The 19,530-nt window shown below is 36.1% G+C and carries 15 protein-coding genes; 11 read left to right on the forward strand and 4 right to left on the reverse strand.

Annotated features, from left to right (window positions below; translation table 11 throughout):
• The first annotated feature begins 89 nt into the window (after positions 1-89).
• Entirely contained in the window at positions 90-2,183 is a 2,094-nt protein-coding gene (locus LZQ00_RS07840; RefSeq protein ID WP_234514409.1) for a M48 family metalloprotease, read from the forward strand.
• Positions 2,184-2,416: 233 nt separating this feature from the next.
• Positions 2,417-3,961, forward strand: coding sequence for a SulP family inorganic anion transporter (locus LZQ00_RS07845; protein WP_234514410.1), 1,545 nt, complete (start codon positions 2,417-2,419; stop codon positions 3,959-3,961).
• A 63-nt stretch (positions 3,962-4,024) separates the two neighbouring features.
• On the opposite strand, the gene LZQ00_RS07850 is transcribed toward LZQ00_RS07845, so the two are convergent.
• Entirely contained in the window at positions 4,025-4,933 is a 909-nt protein-coding gene (locus tag LZQ00_RS07850; RefSeq protein ID WP_234514411.1) for a LysR family transcriptional regulator, read from the reverse strand.
• 294 nt (positions 4,934-5,227) lie between these two features.
• On the opposite strand from LZQ00_RS07850, the gene hutH reads away from it, so the two are divergent.
• The 7 genes from hutH (at position 5,228) to kdsB (ending at position 13,837) form a co-directional block, all read left to right on the forward strand.
• Positions 5,228-6,796: a histidine ammonia-lyase gene (gene hutH / locus LZQ00_RS07855; protein ID WP_234514412.1), complete on the forward strand. Its 1,569-nt coding sequence runs from the start codon at positions 5,228-5,230 to the stop codon at positions 6,794-6,796.
• Between the two features lies 1 nt (position 6,797).
• Positions 6,798-8,054 (forward strand): imidazolonepropionase, encoded by a 1,257-nt coding sequence (hutI, locus tag LZQ00_RS07860; RefSeq protein ID WP_234514413.1) that lies wholly within the window; start codon positions 6,798-6,800, stop codon positions 8,052-8,054.
• A complete protein-coding gene (locus tag LZQ00_RS07865; protein WP_234514414.1) occupies positions 8,051-10,066 on the forward strand; it encodes a urocanate hydratase in 2,016 nt (671 codons plus the stop codon). Before hutI ends, LZQ00_RS07865 begins: the two co-directional genes overlap by 4 nt.
• Entirely contained in the window at positions 10,056-11,015 is a 960-nt protein-coding gene (gene hutG, locus LZQ00_RS07870; RefSeq protein ID WP_234514415.1) for a formimidoylglutamase, read from the forward strand. The genes LZQ00_RS07865 and hutG overlap by 11 nt, the downstream gene beginning before the upstream one ends.
• 195 nt (positions 11,016-11,210) lie before the next feature.
• Positions 11,211-12,209, forward strand: a complete 999-nt coding sequence (gene trpS / locus LZQ00_RS07875; RefSeq protein WP_234514416.1) for a tryptophan--tRNA ligase — start codon at positions 11,211-11,213, stop codon at positions 12,207-12,209.
• Positions 12,210-12,226: 17 nt separating this feature from the next.
• Positions 12,227-12,841, forward strand: a complete 615-nt coding sequence (locus LZQ00_RS07880; RefSeq protein ID WP_234514417.1) for a deoxynucleoside kinase — start codon at positions 12,227-12,229, stop codon at positions 12,839-12,841.
• Between the two features lie 252 nt (positions 12,842-13,093).
• On the forward strand, positions 13,094-13,837 hold the full coding sequence (gene kdsB, locus LZQ00_RS07885) for a 3-deoxy-manno-octulosonate cytidylyltransferase (protein WP_234514419.1): 744 nt from the start codon (positions 13,094-13,096) through the stop codon (positions 13,835-13,837).
• Positions 13,838-13,840: 3 nt separating this feature from the next.
• Here kdsB and LZQ00_RS07890 read toward each other — a convergent pair whose 3' ends face one another.
• The 3 genes from LZQ00_RS07890 to LZQ00_RS07900 are packed head-to-tail and all read right to left on the reverse strand — an operon-like array spanning position 13,841 to position 16,437.
• Positions 13,841-14,746 (reverse strand): aldo/keto reductase, encoded by a 906-nt coding sequence (locus LZQ00_RS07890; RefSeq protein WP_234514421.1) that lies wholly within the window; start codon positions 14,744-14,746, stop codon positions 13,841-13,843.
• Positions 14,733-15,443 (reverse strand): FKBP-type peptidyl-prolyl cis-trans isomerase, encoded by a 711-nt coding sequence (locus LZQ00_RS07895; RefSeq protein ID WP_234514422.1) that lies wholly within the window; start codon positions 15,441-15,443, stop codon positions 14,733-14,735. The genes LZQ00_RS07890 and LZQ00_RS07895 overlap by 14 nt, the downstream gene beginning before the upstream one ends.
• 7 nt (positions 15,444-15,450) lie before the next feature.
• Complete coding sequence (locus LZQ00_RS07900) at positions 15,451-16,437, reverse strand: glycosyltransferase family protein (protein WP_234514424.1); 987 nt, start codon at positions 16,435-16,437, stop codon at positions 15,451-15,453.
• Positions 16,438-16,582: 145 nt separating this feature from the next.
• Between LZQ00_RS07900 and LZQ00_RS07905 the strand changes: the two genes are divergently transcribed.
• Both LZQ00_RS07905 and LZQ00_RS07910 read left to right on the forward strand, forming a co-directional pair.
• Positions 16,583-17,524 carry a zinc dependent phospholipase C family protein gene (locus LZQ00_RS07905; protein WP_234514426.1) on the forward strand — a complete coding sequence of 314 codons (942 nt, stop codon included), beginning with the start codon at positions 16,583-16,585 and terminating at the stop codon, positions 17,522-17,524.
• Positions 17,525-17,614: 90 nt separating this feature from the next.
• Positions 17,615-19,510 carry a TonB-dependent receptor plug domain-containing protein gene (locus tag LZQ00_RS07910; RefSeq protein WP_234514428.1) on the forward strand — a complete coding sequence of 632 codons (1,896 nt, stop codon included), beginning with the start codon at positions 17,615-17,617 and terminating at the stop codon, positions 19,508-19,510.
• The last annotated feature ends 20 nt before the right edge of the window (positions 19,511-19,530 follow it).

The raw sequence follows: 19,530 nt of genomic DNA on the forward strand, positions 1-19,530 counted from the left end.
CGAGTCAATGTATTCACAGAACAGTTAAATTTCATTTTCAAGTTTTGAATATTTTAATTATTTTCACTTTGATTATTAGGCCTATATTTATGAAAGTTCAAACTTCTGTCAATTTTAAGAAAGAGACAAAAAAGACTATTTTTTCCATATTTGTTTTTATCATCACTTATCTATTGTTATTCGCACTTTCAATTGGTTTGACAGCAGCTTGTATATATGGAGGTATTTGGATTATCAGACTCATACCTAACATCTTAACCCTTGGACTAGGATTAGGATTGATTGCTTCTGCATTCACCATACTCTTCTATCTTCTCAAATTTATTTTTGCTTCATCCAAAAGAGATATTAGCAATTTAACAGAAATCAACGCCATCGACGAACCACAATTATTTGCGCTCATTGCTGAAATTGTCAAAGAAGTTGATACAAAATTTCCTAAAAAAGTATACTTATCTTATGATGTAAATGCCTGTGTATTTTATGATTCAAATTTTTGGAGCATGTTCTTTCCCATTCGAAAAAATCTTCAAATCGGAATAGGATTAGTCAACTCTGTTACTCAACAGGAATTAAAGGCGATTCTTGCACATGAATTTGGTCACTTTTCTCAGAAGAGCATGAAAGTCGGTAGCTATGTTTATAATGTAAATGAAATTATATATAACATGCTATACAAAAATGAATCCATCAACAAAATGAATGAACAATGGAGTTCAATAAATGGATATGCCGTTATATTTATTCGTATTTCGATGTCTATTATTAGAGGGATTCAGAAAATATTGGAGAAACTATATTCTTATATCAATATCAATTACATGGCATTATCTCGCGAGATGGAGTTTCATGCAGATGAAATCGCAGCTCATGTCGCAGGATCAAAAGCCTTATCAGAATCTTTATTGCGATTGAGTTTCTCCAGTTTTGCTTTAGATCATGTATTAAATTACTATGATACACAGATAAAACAAAATTTAAAAAGCGAAAACTTATATAAAGAACAACTCGTTGTGATCGAATATTTTGCTAAGAAATATAAGTATGCGATGTCCGGAATGTTTCCAGATATTGGATTAAATCAGATTAAAAAATACAACAAATCAAAACTAAATATTGAGAACCAATGGGCTTCGCACCCTTCAGATGAAGACCGCATTAAAGCACTAGATAGCTTAAACATTGTCAAAAGTAATATAGATGATTCACCTGCAATAAAATTATTTGCAAATAATGCCCACGTAGCGAAACAAATTTCAGACAGGATTTTTGAACAGATTCAATATACTGAATTACCGAAAGAATTAAGTCTGGAACAATTTTCAACTGATTTTATAAAAGAAATCGAAGAAGGATCTTTTGATGCGATGTTTAATGGATTTTATGATAATAATAATCCAGTCATAGAAAAACTTGCTTACGTAGACAAATCATCCTTTGATTCTAGTCCAGAACAACTCTTCAGTGACCAAAGAATTGAAACGATTTACGAACTTTCTTCACTCAAAAATGATCAAGAGGCCTTATTAGCCATTCAAGACGGTGAAATTAAAATAAAATCTTTTGATTATGATCAAACTAAATATCCTGTCCAAGAAGCTTCTGTAATCCTACAACAGGTGGAAAAGGAAATAGAAAAAAAGAAGTTGACCATCAGCAACAACAACGAAGAAGTCTTTCGCTATTATTATACAGTTGCTAAGGATCAAAACAAGGAAGATCAGTTGTTTTCTTTGTATTATGAATTTGCTAAAATAGATCAGGCAAATGTAGAGGAATTGGAACTATATGCGAAACTTATAGAAAATACGAGATTTATTTTCCAGACTACAGCATTTAATGAGATCACATCTTATCTTGTAGATTTACAACATCTTGAAATAAAACTTAAAACCAGACTTAAAGTTCTATTGGAAACACCTCTTCTAGCTGATAAAATTGATCAAGAACACAAAGAATCTTTACAGAAGTATCTTGAAAATACCTTATCCTATTTTTATATAGACACCTATAATGATGAAAATTTATCTCTTCTATTTTCAGCTATTCATCATTATCAAGGATTAATATTGCAAAAGTATTTTCTTAAAAAACAAGAAATATTAAAATTCCAAAAAGAATTGACATTATCGATTAACAACGTACAACAAACAGAAAAAAACTACAATTTTCAAGATCAATAAAAACCAACTATATAAAATTTTGCCATGGGTTAATCGTCACGATCATATTCAACTTAAGGGTAGAAACCCGATGAACAATTTAGTTGGGAGGAAATTAACGATTGCTTTACTTGAAATTGTGATTAAAAAAAGTAAACAAATTAGTATTGTCACTAATCCATACTTTCTGTATAAAACAGGAACGATAGTTACACTAAAGAAGCAGATGTTAAATCCACCAATTAAACTGTCTTATGAATCTACTACAAAATTGGAAAAAAGACATACCCGCAAGTATTGTCGTTTTTTTTGTTGCTTTACCCTTATGCTTAGGCGTTGCTCTTGCTAGTGGAGCACCTGTATTTTCTGGCATTATTGCAGGAATTATAGGCGGTATCATTGTCGGGATTATTTCTAAATCTCCGATTGGTGTTTCAGGGCCAGCCGCTGGTTTAGTTGTGATCGTATATACAGCTATTACTGATTTAGGATCGTATAACATATTCTTAGTCGCTGTTGTCATTGCAGGTTTAATACAAATTATACTCGGTTTATTGAAGGCTGGTGTTATTGGTTACTATTTTCCTTCATCCGTCATTAAAGGTATGCTATGTGCCATTGGTATATCTATTTTTATCAAACAGATCCCTTTAGCATTTGGATATACCGAAGAGTTTTCCTTTAAAACTTTTGATGCTGCATTCATTACACCTGGGGCTATAATTATCACCCTTATTTCACTATTCATACTCATTATATGGGATAATTTTCTTGGGAAAAAGTCTAATTTTTTTAAATTACTACCAGGCTCTCTAATTGCTGTTCTGGTTGGTATTCTTTATCAAGTTACCATTGGAGAGTCCAATCACGAAGTATTCTCTATTGATCAAGATCTACTGGTAAAAGTTCCTGTTCCTCAAAATGTTGTTGATTTTATTGGTCAATTTACAGTACCTGATTTTGCTAACGGTATATTCAATCCATCTGTATGGCAAATTGCATTTACGATCGCAATTGTTGCTTCATTAGAATCCTTACTATCTGTTGAAGCTACGGATAAATTAGATCCCTTAAAACGTCAAACCCCTACTAATCGCGAACTTATTGCGCAAGGAATAGGAAATTCTCTATCCGGTTTAATAGGTGGATTACCTGTGACACAAGTTATTGTACGTTCATCAGCGAATGCCATGAGTGGTGGTGTTTCCAAATTATCCACCATATTTCATGGGTTATTACTTGTATTTAGTATCATTTCCATACCCACATTCCTTAATTTAATCCCCAATGCTGTTTTAGCAGCTATTTTATTAGTCATTGGATATAAGCTTGGAAATCCTAAACAATTTCTTGATATGAGGAAATTAGGAAAAGATCAATTAATACCTTTTACCGTAACAGTGATTGGGATATTAACGACAGATCTATTAAAGGGCATCATTGTCGGTCTAGTTGTCGCTGTTGTTGTTTCCTTAATTAAATCCTACAATAATTCACATGTGATGCTAGTGAAAGAAGGAAATGTTTTTCATATGAACTTCGCGGAAGAAGTCACTTTTGTGAATAGAGGTGCAATCGTAAAAGAATTGGATGGCTTGGCGCCAGGTTCTTATTTAGAGCTTGATGTTCGTAAAACCAAAATATTAGATTACGACATCATTGAGTACTTAGATGAATTTAAAGTAAAAGCGAAGAACAATAATATCCATATTAAATTAATTTCGGAACGTGGGACAGTCGATAATCCAGAATCATTTCGTAAATTTTTTGGTTATGTATTAGTCGATAGCGGACATTAAACCCAATCAACCATTGTTATAAACCAAATACAGCCGTAATCATTGAATATTTTGTATCTGGAATCAACTGGATATTTTATCCGTCAATTCCTTTTGAATAACATTCAAAAATAAATCTATTCCAGGATGATGAACATTGGCATTATAAATTAACGATAAAGTTGTTCTTTGGGGTATATGATGCAGGTCAATAAATTTTACTTTAGAAGTATACCCCTTTTTTAAAGAGGCTGGAACAATTGCAACACCCAAACCTTGTTCTACCAAATTAAAAATGGTCATGGCATTTACTGTTCTTAATGCCACATCTGGTTCAAATCCTGCATCTCTGAAAATACTCATGACCAAATCAAAATAAGAATGACTATAATCCTTTGAAAAAAGAATAAACGGTTCATTTCTGAAATCATTTAAAGAGGAAAAATTGGTTTTCTGAATCGTGTAATCATGCGGAACCACCAAGCTAAAATGTTCCTTGATTACGGGTATACTCTTCAATCCTTTAGGTAGCTCATCCAATCGAACAAGTCCAAAATCAAGTTCTTCCTTGAGCACCTTAGCAACCTGCATTTCGTTAGAAAGTTCCTGCAGATCCACTTCGATGGAAGGAAAATCGTGTTTCAGCGTCACCAACACTTTGGCCAGAATGGATTGTACTGCCGAACCAATAAAACCTAACCGTAGTTCTGTCACCTTATTTTCTCCCAGCACACGAAGCTCCCGTTGTACTTTATCCATGTGTGTAAAAATAATATCCACTTCTTTTTTCAGGTAGTTCCCCGCTCCTGTCAATCGAACCGATCGTTTACCCCTTTCAAATAATGTCGCTTGATAAATCTCTTCCATCTGTTTGATCTGTCGAGATAATCCAGGTTGCGAAATATAAAGTCTCTCCGCAGCTTTCCTAAAATGTAATTCTTCTGCCAAAACTTTAAAATAATAGAGATGCCGAAGTTCTATTTGATAACTCATAGTAATCAACTATTGATGAAATTGGTATTTATAATTATTAAATGTAAGCGTTAAATTTGAAATAACATAAGAAAAACAGCATGAATGTTCCATTGGTAAAGAATAATGGTTTGCATCTGCTCTCATAGATTGCGTTCATGAACAGCATTGAAAAAAGTAAGAAAGCATGATCATGATGAAAACCACTAAGACAACAGCAATGCCTTTAATAATAAATTAAACCGTGTCTAACGAGCTCATTTACGCCGTTGAAAAACGTACACAGCCATATCATACATCCCAATGAAAAACAACATGAAAAAATTTCAATACGGTATCGATCAATTGACAAGTTCCCTAGCCATCCAACTTGCACAAGGAGCCATACAAGCTGAATTATCTCCAGAAACAAAAAAAAGCGTTGAACAAAGTGCCCAATACGTTCAGGAAATTGTGGATTCTGGGAAAATAGTATACGGCATCAATACAGGATTTGGCCCACTTTGCACAACCAGAATTAATCCTGCGGACACTAAGAAACTGCAAGAAAATATTCTAAAAAGTCATGCCGTAGGTGTTGGAGAACCTATTGATAAAGAATTAGCAAAATTAATGCTGATATTAAAAGCACATGCTTTAGCGAAAGGTTATTCAGGCGTTCAATTGACAACATTGGAACGTATCTTATGGTTTATTGAACACGATATAACCCCAGTAGTTCCTAAGCAAGGTTCTGTCGGTGCATCTGGAGATTTAGCTCCTCTCTCCCATTTATTTTTACCTTTAATAGGATTAGGGAAAGTTTGGTACCAAGATCAACTGATGGAGACGGCACAAGTACTTAAAAAGTTTAATCTGCAACCCATCACTTTAGGCGCAAAGGAAGGGCTTGCTTTGATCAATGGCACACAATTTATGGCGGCACATGCGGTGAAAGCTGTTGTGGAAATGCAAAATCTACTTCAAAATGCAGATTTGATCGCGACATTGATGTTAGAAGGTTTAAATGGCTCTATCAAACCCTTTTTCGCTCAACTGCATGAACTAAGACCCTATAAAGGAAATCAATATGTAGCCAGTACTATTTATAATCTATTGAAAGGATCGCAAATTGTCGAATCGCATAGAAACTGTTCGCGCGTACAAGATCCATATTCCTTACGTTGCATCCCTCAAATACATGGTGCTTCTCGAAATGCATGGTTGCATTTAAAAGAAACGATCGAAATTGAAATCAATGCTGTTACTGACAATCCCATCATCATCAATAGCGAATTGACGATTAGCGGAGGTAGTTTTCATGGACAGCCCATCGCATTGCCCATTGATTATGCAACCCTGGCTGTTTCAGAAATCGGAAATGTTTCGGACAGACGTGTGTATCTTTCTTTAGAAGGTGATACCCCAAATGTACCCAAATTACTGTTAAAAGAAACAGGATTAAATTCAGGCTTTATGATTCTGCAATATAGTACCGCTGCTTTGGCTAGCGAAAACAAAGGTTTATGTTTTCCTTCAAGTGCAGATAGCATCCCGACTTCATTAGGTCAGGAAGATCATGTAAGTATGGGTTCTATCGGATCCCGGAAGCTCCTTCAAGTGATCAATAATGTCAGTAAGATCTTAAGTATCGAATTAATTTGTGCTGCACAGGCATTTGATTTTCATAAACCACTTCAGTCCACACCCATTATAGAAGCGATTCATCAAGAAATTAGAAAAGTTATTCTCCATGTCGAAGAAGATCAAATCATGGAATACATACTTTTGGCAGCACAAGATCTTATTGCATCGGGAAGATTAGTCCAAATCGCACAAGAAATTGCCGATCAACAAAACAGTCCATATCACGGACTACATCATGCCTATTTTAATGCCTTTTAAGATGTTAGATAAAAAACTAATAGGACCATTTAAACAGCTCCTATCCTTGGATCATGTTCCTTTAAAAGGAGCGATTTCAGATCAACAAATCAATCTGCTCACCCATGTTGGTATATTGATAGAAAAGGGTAAAATTATAGCCCTAACGGACTATGATGAACTAAAAGAACAACATACATCAACGGCTGAATTGATTCGGATTGAAGCTGATGCAGTATGTGTTCCTGGATATATTGACTGCCATACCCATATTGCTTTTGCAGGAAATCGAGCAAATGATTTTGCTTTGCGGAATGCCGGATCGAGCTATTTGGAAATTGCGGAATCTGGAGGGGGCATTTGGAGCACAGTAAAGCACACGCGCGCAGCAAGTGAAAAGGAATTGATCACAGCTATTATTGACCGTGCAAATTTTCTACTGTCGCAGGGAATTACAACCATAGAGGTTAAAAGTGGTTATGGTTTATCCATTCAGGAAGAATTAAAGATACTTCGTGCGCTGAAAAAGGCACAAGACTTTGTAGCCGTTGACCTCGTTCCAACCTGTTTAGCTGCACATATGAAACCCAAAGATTATGAAGGCACTAGTGAAGATTACTTAACAGAGATGGCAACCCATCTTTTCCCTGTATTAAAAGCGGAGGAACTCAGCAATAGAATAGATGCTTTTATCGAAAAAAGTGCTTTTTCAGCAATAGAAATTCAATCCTATTTCCGCAAAGCACAAGCGCTGGGATTTGATATTACGGTGCATGCCGATCAATTTTCTACCGCTGGCTCACAAGTCGCCATCCAATTTAATGCGGTTAGTGCCGATCATCTGGAAGCATCGACAGCTATAGAAATTGCACATTTAGCCAACTCCAATACAGTAGCTGTAGCCTTACCTGGTGCATCGATAGGCATTGGCTGTGCCTTTACTCCTGCTCGAAAACTATTGGATCAAGGAGCCTGCTTAGCAATTGCAACGGATTGGAATCCCGGTTCTGCTCCTATGGGTCAACTAATGACACAAGCAACAATTCTTGCTACTGCAGAAAAATTATCGAATGCTGAAGTCTTCGCCGCAATTACCTTTAGAGCAGCTCAAGCACTCCATTTGACAGATCGTGGACGAATGGCTGTAGGAGAATGGGCTGACTTCTCCATCTACAAAACGGACAATTATCAAAATATAACATATTTGCAAGGAACCATGCAACCCGAACAGGTTTGGAAAAAAGGAATCATGATCTATCAGAAAGGAGAACAACGATGACGTTCAAAGAAGAAATCCGACAGGGAATACCAACCGTTTTACCAGCAAAGGCTGTTTATGATACAACCGTAAGTCATGCACCTAAACGAAAAGATATATTATCCAAAGAAGAGAAGAAATTAGCCATACAAAATGCGCTAAGGTATTTTCCTGCAGCATGGCATGAGGAATTGGGACAAGAATTTTTAGAAGAACTCCTTCAATTTGGTCGAATTTACATGTATCGTTTCCGTCCTACTTATGCCCTATATGCAAGACCAATTGCAGCATATCCTGCAGTAAGTCAACACGCTGCCAGTATCATGTTGATGATTCAAAACAATCTAGATCCAGCAATTGCACAGCATCCCCATGAGTTAATTACTTATGGAGGAAATGGTGCTGTCTTTCAAAACTGGGCTCAGTATCTACTAACGATGCAATACCTGTCCAATATGACAGATGAGCAAACCTTACATATGTATAGTGGACATCCGATGGGCTTATTTCCTTCATCAAAAGAAGCACCTCGACTTGTCATCACAAATGGTATGATGATACCCAACTATTCCAAACCAGATGATTGGGAACGATTTAATGCATTAGGTGTTACGCAATATGGACAGATGACTGCAGGCTCCTACATGTATATTGGGCCTCAAGGTATTGTTCATGGGACAACGATTACGGTCATGAATGCCTTTCGAAAACAGTTAGCAAAAGATGATACCATACAAGGTAAAGTATTTCTAACATCGGGTTTAGGAGGAATGAGTGGCGCACAACCCAAGGCTGGAAATATAGCAGGTTGCATCACTGTTTGTGCTGAAGTTAATCCTACAGCAGCTCGTAAAAGACATCAACAAGGTTGGGTAGATGTATTAGTCGACGATATCAATCAACTGTTGGAACGTGTGAAGCAAGCCATACAGTTGAAAGAAGTGATCTCCATCGCTTATATTGGTAATATCGTAACAGTCTGGGAAGTATTTTATGAAGCAGGAATTCATATTTCAGTTGGATCCGATCAAACATCCTTGCACAATCCATGGGCTGGAGGATATTATCCGATTGGATTAAGTTTCGAAGAAGCTAATACCCTGATGTCAGCACATCCAGAGCAGTTTAAACAACAAGTACAAGAATCATTAATCAGACATGTAAAAGCTATTAATGATCATGTAGCACGTGGTACTTACTTCTTCGATTATGGAAATGCTTTTCTATTAGAAAGTAGTCGTGCAGGTGCAGCAATCATGGCAGCCGATGGCATCAACTTCCGTTATCCTTCTTACGTGCAAGATATTTTAGGACCTATGTGTTTTGATTATGGATTTGGACCTTTTAGATGGGTATGTACTTCTGGTGATCCGAAAGATTTAAAAACGACAGATCGCATCGCTACGCAGATTTTAAGAACATTACAAACAACAGCATATCCTGAAATCCAACAACAATTAACCGATAATATTAAATGGATTGAACAAGCGGATAAAAACCAACTTGTAGTTGGTTCACAAGCACGAATTCTATATGCAGATGCACTCGGTAGAATTCAAATTGCAAAAGCATTTAATCACGCTGTACGTAGTGGCGAAATAACTGCACCTATCGTGCTGGGAAGAGATCATCACGATGTGAGCGGAACGGACTCCCCTTACCGCGAAACAAGCAACATCTATGATGGTAGTAAATTTACAGCCGATATGGCTATCCATAATGTGATCGGTGATAGCTTCCGAGGAGCAACCTGGGTATCTATTCACAATGGCGGAGGTGTCGGTTGGGGTGAAGTCATCAATGGCGGCTTTGGTCTGTTATTGGATGGTTCTGCTGATGCAGAACGGAAATTGGAAAATATGTTATTCTATGATGTTAATAATGGCATTGCTCGACGTGCTTGGGCTCGGAATCCCGAAGCTAGACAGGCTATTGAAGTAGAATTGGGCAGAACAAAATCCTTGAAAGTGACCTTAGCAAATGAGGTCGATGGTCACCTATTAGCTAAACTTTTTGATACATATGGAAACTAGTCCTTGGAAATACTACAGCAAAGGCGATCAACAACTTTGGAATGGTCGAATTGATGGTACAACGGAAGAACATTTACGCTGGCATCAAGTTATCCGTGCTATCGATTTAAAAACAGAAGAGGATCTTCAGGGTTCATTTGTCCTATTAGGCTTCGCTTCTGATGAAGGAGTGATACGAAACTTAGGAAGATCAGGTGCTGTTAAAGGACCGGAGACGTTAAAAAAAACGTTATCTAATCTTCCTGTATGTAGTAACAAAAAAATCAAATTAATAGATGCTGGTGATGTTCAGTGTATTGATAAACAACTCGAAGAGGCACAGGAAGCGTTAGGTTTTATGGTCAAGCTTATCCTGCAGCGTGGTGGTTTTCCGATTCTTCTAGGTGGTGGTCATGAGATTACCTTTGGACACTATCTCGGACTAAAAGCAGCTTACAACAATCGGATTGGTATCATCAACTTCGATGCCCACTTTGATATGCGTCAACCCAAGCATAAAATACCAACTTCAGGGACTGGATTCTATCAGATTGCAGAGTTGGAAAAACCGATCAACTATCTTCCTATTGGCATTCAAAAAATCAGCAATACACAAGTGCTATTTGATGCCGCACAAGCAAATCAAATAAAATGGATAGAAGCGCAAGATTTTAATGGACTGAATCAAGAAACTATAGATGCTCAAATAGATGCTTTTATTGACCATATCGATCATCTGTATGTAACGGTAGATTTGGATGTTTTTGCAGTAGCCTATGCTCCGGGAGTGAGTGCCACTGCTTTTAACGGGGTCGTACCTGATGCATTCTTTCTTCGTATATTCAATCGAATCATAACTTCTGAAAAATTAGTCAGTATAGATATTGCAGAACTCAATCCATCTTTTGATATCGATGGGCGTACGGCAAAATTGGCTGCTGATCTTATCTTTCGTGTAGTTAATAAATAGCATAAAAAAGAGCAAAAGCAACGGTGCAAATAGAAAAAGCTCCTGACACTTTTGCTCTTTGACTTCTGTTATACACTGATTTTGACCACTTCATGTCTAGTTTCTCTTTTAGAAAAATGATTTAATCAATTTTCTACAAAAGAAAAAGTTCACAGAACGATATTTAAGGAATTTATCCTTAAATTCGCATTCAATATGGAAACTGTTGTCAGTGGTATTAGAAGTACCGGAAAATTACATTTAGGAAACTATTACGGCGCATTAAGCAATTTTGTGAAGATGCAAAATGAATATAATTGTTATTTCTTCATTGCCGATTTACATTCTTTAACAACCCACCCTACCCCTCACGGATTACAAGGTACCGTTCGACAGGTGATTGTGGAATATTTAGCTGCAGGAATTGATCCGGAAAAATCTACGATCTATGTGCAATCTGATGTTCCTGAAGTCGCAGAATTGTATTTATACATGAATATGAATGCCTATTTGGGAGAGCTTGAACGTGCTACAGCTTTTAAAGATAAAGTACGCAGCAATCCAGATAATGTCAATGCAGGTTTATTAACTTATCCTGTTTTGATGGCTTGTGATATTTTAATCCATCATGGAACCAAGGTACCTGTAGGAAAAGATCAGGAACAACATTTGGAAATGACCAGAACTTTCGGTAATCGTTTCAACCGTCTATACGAAGTTGATTACTTCAAAGAAGCTTTTGCCTTTACTTATTCAGACAAATTAGTAAAAATACCAGGTCTAGCTGGACAAGGTAAAATGGGTAAATCGAATGGCGAAGCCGACTGTATTTATTTGTCAGATAGCGCTGATGTGATTCGTAAAAAAGTGATGCGTGCTGTTTCTGATTCGGGACCAACAGAAATGAACCAACCGAAACCTGAGTCTGTTCAAAATCTTTTTGATTTGATGAAAGTGGTTTCTACTCCTGATACTTTACAACACTTTGACGAACTTTACAATACATGTCAGATTCGTTACGGTGATTTCAAAAAGCAATTGGCTGAAGATATGGTTGCTGCAACCGAGCCAGTACGTTCACGTATAGAAGATATCTCCAACGATGATGCTTATATTGCTAAAGTAGCGAAATTGGGTGCTGAAAAAGCAGGTGAATCTGCACGTAAAACTTTAAAAGAAGTCCGTGAGATTATTGGTATAAAAAGATTTTATTAAGAACTAAAGATAGAAATATGCATATTGCTATTGTAGGAAATATTGGTGCTGGAAAAACAACTTTAACGAAATTATTAGCGAACCATTTTAAATATGAGCCTCAGTTTGAAGCTGTGGAAAACAACCCTTATTTAGAAGACTTTTATGCTGATATGAAACGTTGGTCATTCAATTTGCAGATTTTCTTCTTAAACAGCCGCTTTAGACAAATTGTTGAATTGCAACAAACAAATATTGATATGATCCAAGATCGTACAATCTATGAAGATGCATACATCTTTGCAGAAAACTTGTATGATATGGGATTGATGAGTGCTCGGGATTTTGAAAATTATAGTAATATTTTTCAAAGTATCATCCATTATATCAAACCTCCGGATTTATTAATTTATCTAAAAGCCTCAGTTCCGACACTTGTCAATAATATTCAAGTAAGAGGACGTGATTATGAATCGGGAATCCGATTGGATTATTTATCCAAATTGAATGAGAAATATGATAAATGGATCGATAATTACAAAGACGGTAAATTATTGGTGTTAGATAAAGATAATTTGGATTTCACGAATAAACCGGAAGATCTAGGTACCATCATTGAGAAAATTGAATCACAATTATTTGGATTGTTTTAATCCGAAAAATGTATAAGATCCGAAAGCCAGCTTTTTTTATTAAAACTGGCTTTCTTTTTAAAACGCTTATGAGGAGATGATCATAAGTATGATACTCAAAAGCGATAACGAACCGAACGTAATGCCACCAAATGAATTCTTTCACTAAAAATGTGAAATTTCCTTACAATAGCTTCGTTATCATTAAAGAAACAAACGGTATGTAGTAAGCTAGTTTGAAAAATTACAGACCTAAATAAAATATATATACTGATGAAAATAATAGGTATCATCCCCGCTCGCTATGCTTCTTCCAGATTTCCAGGAAAACCTTTGGTTGACATTGCTGGTAAATCTATGATCCAACGCGTATATGAACAAGTTAAAAATACAGGTTGTTTAAATGAAGTTATTGTCGCGACAGATGATAGCAGGATTGAAGAACATGTTCGAAGTTTCGCTGGAAACGTAGTTATGACTTCCTCTTCGCATCAGTCGGGAACAGATCGATGTGCAGAAGTTGTCTCTAAAGTAACTGGGTTTGATATTGCTATCAATATCCAAGGAGATGAACCCTTTATCAATCCATTACAAATTGAATTATTAGCCTCTTGTTTTAATCAAGAACAGACTCAAATAGCAACTTTAGTTAAGAAAATCCATACCGAAGATGAATTATTCAATGTCAATATCCCAAAAGTAGTTCGTAACATTCGTGGAGAAGCCATTTATTTTTCTAGACAAACTATCCCTTACTTAAGAGGAGTCGAACAAAAAGAATGGTTATCGAAACAAACTTACTTCAAACATATCGGCATCTATGGTTATAGAACGGCTATTTTAGAAAAACTAACACAATTACCCATATCAACATTGGAAGAAGTTGAGGCATTGGAACAGTTGCGTTGGATTGAAAATGGATATGCTATTCAAACTGCCGAGACAGAACATGAAACAATTGCGGTAGATACCAAAGAAGATTTGGAACGTATCATGCAAACTTATTTCACAAAATAATGATTATCGGTGTTCAGTGAAAAATAATTCTCGAACACCGTTTAACAATTCTTTTTTTTCTACTCCTGTCAATTGGCGCACCTGATCTTTCACATTTAAAAGTTCAGACATTTGCAATGGTGTATTTATCCCCAAAAGTATAGCAGCAACCGTTTCATTAGAAAGGACAAAAGAAATCGCAGCCGTTAGATTTTTAAATTGATGCTGACTTGCAAAAGTATTCAGATTACGTATAATATGCTGAACCTCACTAGAAGTATATTGTAGAAATTTTTCTGCAGGTTTATTGATCAGCATTCCTTTTGCTACTGCTCCCCTAGCTAAAATAGAAATTTGATTTTCCAATAAATAGTTTCCCATTTCCTCTTCCAGACGCCTATCTAATAGACTATATTGCATCATTACGGCGCTGATATTGGATTTCTGCACATATTCACGGATTACTTGAGGACGTATAGAGGATATTCCATAAGCTCTGATTTTACCTGCATGAACCAATAGTTCAAAAGCTTCTATAATCTCATCGATTGGATCTTCTATAGTGCCGCCATGAAGTTGATACAAATCAATATAATCTGTCTTTAATCGCGATAAGGAAGACTCGACGGTTTTTATAATGTAGTTTTTAGAAGCTTTCCAATCCCAACCATTTCCGTCTGCTCGCCAGCTATTTCCTACCTTCGTAGACAGAACCAGCTGTTTTCTACATCCATATATCGCTTCTCCAACGAGCATCTCATTGAAACCTTTTTCATATAAGTCAGCGGTATCAAAAAAATTGATACCGCTATCAATAGCTTTATGAATGATATCCAACCCCTGTTTATGCTTGTTGCCTTTCAGAGACATACAACCCAAACCAATGGAGGAAACTTCTATGGTAGATTTACCTAATTTATTCCGCTGCATTTTTTACAAAATCCACTAACTCAATATCGAAGATTAAGATACTATTCGGAGGAATAGCTCCCATGTCACGGCTTCCATAACCCAAACGACTTGGAATATAAAAGCGGTACTTAGCCCCTTTAGACATGAGTGGAACTCCAATTTTCCAACCCTCAATCACCCGATCCAATTTCATTTTCAAAGGCTCATTGCGGTCATAAGAACTATCAAATTTTTTACCATCCAATAATGTTCCAGTATAATGAACCGTTACTTCGTTTTCAGGATTAGGCTTATCTCCTGTACCAGCCACTAAAACTTCATATTGAAGCCCTTCTGGCGTACTTTTAACCGTTGGTTTTTTCGCGTTTTCAGTAAAAAAAGCTTGCTCTTTTGCAAGGTTTTCTTTTTCTTTCTGTTCTTTAACTTCAGTAACAGCTTGCTGTATAATACCCTTCAATTTATCTTCTTCGATCAAAGAATTCTGGTCATTAAGTGCACTGATCAATGCTTTTCCAATTAATTCCTGATTCCAATTTGTGATTCCTAGACTTTTTAAAGAACCACCGATATCACGACCGAAAGCATACGACACAGAATCTGCTTTTGTCGATAATAATGTTTTTACCGTTGTCGTTTTTTTAACTGTTTTCTTTTTTTGTTGAGCAGATACAGATAATGTAGCCAAAGACAAGATTGCTAGAGCAATATATTTCATAAAATATTTAACTATGTTTATTTACAATATTAGTAATAATTTCTTGTGTATTATTTTTATAATCGACAACAACTTTTGATCTACTGTTCAACCAAGCTTCTATAGACAACATATTTTTTTGTTTTAAACTAGAAATAACAGAAACACCCATTTCCTCTAAGGCAGCAGCATTCAAATATTGTTCGTATTGATTTTTCATCGGAACAACCAATAATTTTTTCTGTAGAAACAATGCTTCTGCAGGAGTTTCAAAACCTGCACCGCAAAGCACTCCAGAAGAACTGGCCATACTGTGAATAAATGCATCATTATTTATAGGCTGAATGGTGACATTTTTCATATCAAAAGCTTTAGAATTATGCTTGCTAAAAACTTCCCATTTAACATCTGGAAACTTCATGAGGTGTTTCAATAGATGCGCATCATCATACGCGGGTAAATAAACGGTATAATGTCCGCGGTCTTGAATTTCTAATTCCCGAACTGAATTTCGTATAACAGGTGTGAAAATATTTTTGTTATAGCTTTTGAAATGAAAACCATAGGCATGTGTAGAAGGTGCGTAATTTTTCATGATGAATTTCCCTAACATTTCAGTCTCTTCGGGCTTAGGACTTGAAGCGTCTAATGCTGCTATTTGATGGCTCAACCCAATGCAATTTACATCTTTCATATGAGCAGCCCAAGCAGATATGGGTTCAAAATCATTGATAATTAAATCATATTCTTCAATAGGAAGTGATTTAATCTCTTGTGTAAATTTACGAACAGTAGAACTCAGAAATGTTTTCCAAAGATCTACCCCTCCAGATTTCCCAAAAATAAAACTTAAACCATGTAACCGATATTTCACTTCAAATGGTAAAACCAAATCGGCTTGAATGCCACTGACCAAAACATCTACCTCTCCCAAATTGCGTAAACAAGGAACAATATCCATCGCTCGACTGAGGTGGCCATTGCCTGTTCCTTGTACCGCATAAAGTATTTTCATAAACTGCGCGATTATTTAGGCCAAAATAAAAATTTTTGATGACAAACAGTGTTAAATTTATGTTACGTATTCTCCACTATGTCATATCTCTTTATCTAAATTTAAATTATAATCGGTAACTTACTTTTAATTAACCAATTATTTTATGATGAAAAGATTATCGGTCACTATCACCATAGTGACTATTTTTATAGTATGCACGTCATGGGGATTTTTTGCCCATAAAAAAATCAATGAATATGCCATATATACACTTCCGCCAGCATTAGCCTCATTTTATAAAAAAAATATCTACCTCATCAGTGAAAAAGCAGTAGATCCAGATAAAAGATGTTATATCGATAGTTTAGAATCTCCTCGTCATTATATCGACATTGACGACTACGAAGAGCCTTCCATTGACTCTATCCCCATACACTGGACAAAAGCCAAACAGAAATATCAGGAAAAACAGTTATTATTAAATGGAATTGTTCCTTGGCAAATATCATTTACCTATAATAAGCTCGTTAAAGCATTTAAAAATAAAGATCTTCGTCAGATCATCCGATATTCAGCGGATTTGGGTCATTACATTGGAGATGCGCATGTTCCCTTACATACAACAAAAAATTATAATGGACAATTGACCAATCAAATTGGCATACATGCCTTTTGGGAAAGCAGACTACCAGAAATGTTTGCCAATCATTACAAATTTATAAAAGGCAGATCGCATTTTATTACAGATCCCCTTCGTGAAGCCTGGGCAATTGTGAAACAGAGCAATAGCTTAGTGGATTCCGTATTAATGATGGAGAAAGAACTATCTGCCTCTTTTTCAAAACATGAGAAATATGCTTTTATAGAACGAAATAATGTGCTTATCAGAACGTATTCTGATGATTATGCGAAGGCATATCACCTCGCACTTAATGGAATGGTGGAGAAAAGAATGGCAAATGCCATACAACAGGTAGGTTCCTTTTGGTATTCTGCTTGGGTGGAAGCAGGTCAACCCGAACTCAAAAATTTATCAACCAATAAATTAGAAGAGACCACCATTAATACCGATAACAAAAAAAATATGGGTCGAGAAGAATGGTAAACAAACCGGACTATGTTATATATAAAAAGTGGTACCCTGAAGTAAGAACAGCTGAAGCTATTTTTGTCAAAAAAAATTAAGAAAAGCCAAATGAATAAAAAAACTACCTTATTAACTTTTTCTTTATTGCTGGGATCTTCTTATGCTTTTAGTCAAATAGCAAATGCTCAAGCATACTCCTTAAGAGATACCACTAATCTCAATGAAGTTATTATTAATCAGAATCGTTTGCAGATTCCTTTTTCCAAGCAAACTAGAAATATTCAAATTATAACGAAAGAGGATATCAAGCGATTTCCTGCTCGATCGATCAATGAACTTTTAGCCTATATCAGTGGCGTTGATATTCGTCAAAGAGGTCCTTTTGGGTCTCAGGCAGACGTCAATATTGATGGTGGTACTTTCGAACAAACGTTAATCCTGTTGAATGGAGCGAAAATATCAGATCCACAGACAGCTCATCACTCCTTAAATCTTCCAATTCCTACAGATGCCATTGAAAGAATAGAAATTATTAAAGGGCCTGCATCTCGCATCTATGGAATCAATAGTTTAACGGGTGCCATTAATATCGTCACAAAAACTGCTGAGAGTAATCTCATAAGTGCTCAGGTCTATGCGGGTAGCTCATTTGAAAAAAGTGAAGATGCACAGCATGGAAAATATTACGGTAAGGGAATCCAACTTGGATTTGCAAATAAAATGGGACATTTTGGCCAACAGCTTTACCTAGGTCATGAAGATTCAAATGGACAACGTTATAATACCGCTTCAAAAAACAATAAAATTTATTACCAAGGAAACTATACTCCGAACAGTAATAATGAAGTTTCTACTGCTGTTGGATACATCGACAATCAATTTGGAGCGAATGGCTTTTATGCAGCTCCTGGAGATAAAGAATCGTATGAGTTAGTGAAAACTGCCTTTGCAACCCTACAGTCTAAACATCAATTGGGAAAGCGCTTCACGCTATCTCCACGGATTTCCAATCGATACAATGAGGATGATTACCGTTATTTAAGACATGACTTAACGAAAGCGAGAAGTAAACATTATAATAATGCTTTTATGACCGAACTGAATGCGGTATATGAACAAGATTATGGTTCTTTTGGTATTGGGGTTGAAAGTCGATTTGAAAACATTAACAGCTCGAATATTGGACGTCATAGCCGTGAGAATTACGGTGGATATTTCGAATTCAAGACAGAAATGATTAAAAACCTATTAATCAACATCGGTACTTATGTCAATTATAATAGTGACTATAGTTGGCAAGTTTTCCCAGGAATAGATTTAGGATATGAGATCAATAATCAATGGAAATTGGTTTTCAATGCTGGTTCTAGCCAAAGAATACCTTCATTTACGGACTTATATTTGAATCAAAGACCTGCGAATATTGGTAATCCAGCATTAACTTCTGAACGCGCAAGACAGGTCGAAGGAGCTGTAAAATATGCTGATGCACATATCATCGCCCACGCAGGTTATTTCTATCGAACCATCAATGATTTTATCGATTGGACACGTGAGGTGAATACAGAACCTTGGCAACCGCAAAATATGGATAAAAATGAAGTACAAGGTTTTAATTTTAATTTCCGTCTGGATCTTAATGATCCAGTAGCTACCACCAAGTATTACACCACTTTAGGCTATAATTACCTGCATCCAAAAGTAAAAGATGCGACTATGGGGAATGCTTCTAAATATGCGATTGAAAGCCTGAGACACCAAGCAAATGTGAACTTTACTGTTTCACACAAGGAATGGAGTTTAACAACAGCTAACCGTTTCAATGAACGTATATCTTATAAGTCTTATTTTATCTCCGATATTCGACTTTCCCATAACATAGCTAAACTCAATTTATATGTAGATGCGCAGAACTTATTCAATGTCAAATACATTGAAGCGGGTGCAGTACCCATGCCAGGCACTTGGTATACGATGGGAATAAAATACAGTATGGGTTATTAAGAAATAAAAAAGGTCAGCTG

This window comes from Sphingobacterium sp. SRCM116780 (assembly GCF_021442025.1).
Classification (GTDB): domain Bacteria; phylum Bacteroidota; class Bacteroidia; order Sphingobacteriales; family Sphingobacteriaceae; genus Sphingobacterium.

Bases quoted from the DNA above. Each gene is read 5' to 3' on its own strand.
- LZQ00_RS07840 (WP_234514409.1), top strand. From the start codon at position 90: ATGAAAGTTCAAACTTCTGTCAATTTTAAGAAAGAGACAAAAAAGACT.
- LZQ00_RS07845 (WP_234514410.1), top strand. From the start codon at position 2,417: ATGAATCTACTACAAAATTGGAAAAAAGACATACCCGCAAGTATTGTC.
- LZQ00_RS07850 (WP_234514411.1), bottom strand. From the start codon at position 4,933: ATGAGTTATCAAATAGAACTTCGGCATCTCTATTATTTTAAAGTTTTG.
- hutH (WP_234514412.1), top strand. From the start codon at position 5,228: ATGAAAAAATTTCAATACGGTATCGATCAATTGACAAGTTCCCTAGCC.
- hutI (WP_234514413.1), top strand. From the start codon at position 6,798: ATGTTAGATAAAAAACTAATAGGACCATTTAAACAGCTCCTATCCTTG.
- LZQ00_RS07865 (WP_234514414.1), top strand. From the start codon at position 8,051: ATGACGTTCAAAGAAGAAATCCGACAGGGAATACCAACCGTTTTACCA.
- hutG (WP_234514415.1), top strand. From the start codon at position 10,056: ATGGAAACTAGTCCTTGGAAATACTACAGCAAAGGCGATCAACAACTT.
- trpS (WP_234514416.1), top strand. From the start codon at position 11,211: ATGGAAACTGTTGTCAGTGGTATTAGAAGTACCGGAAAATTACATTTA.
- LZQ00_RS07880 (WP_234514417.1), top strand. From the start codon at position 12,227: ATGCATATTGCTATTGTAGGAAATATTGGTGCTGGAAAAACAACTTTA.
- kdsB (WP_234514419.1), top strand. From the start codon at position 13,094: ATGAAAATAATAGGTATCATCCCCGCTCGCTATGCTTCTTCCAGATTT.
- LZQ00_RS07890 (WP_234514421.1), bottom strand. From the start codon at position 14,746: ATGCAGCGGAATAAATTAGGTAAATCTACCATAGAAGTTTCCTCCATT.
- LZQ00_RS07895 (WP_234514422.1), bottom strand. From the start codon at position 15,443: ATGAAATATATTGCTCTAGCAATCTTGTCTTTGGCTACATTATCTGTA.
- LZQ00_RS07900 (WP_234514424.1), bottom strand. From the start codon at position 16,437: ATGAAAATACTTTATGCGGTACAAGGAACAGGCAATGGCCACCTCAGT.
- LZQ00_RS07905 (WP_234514426.1), top strand. From the start codon at position 16,583: ATGATGAAAAGATTATCGGTCACTATCACCATAGTGACTATTTTTATA.
- LZQ00_RS07910 (WP_234514428.1), top strand. From the start codon at position 17,615: ATGAATAAAAAAACTACCTTATTAACTTTTTCTTTATTGCTGGGATCT.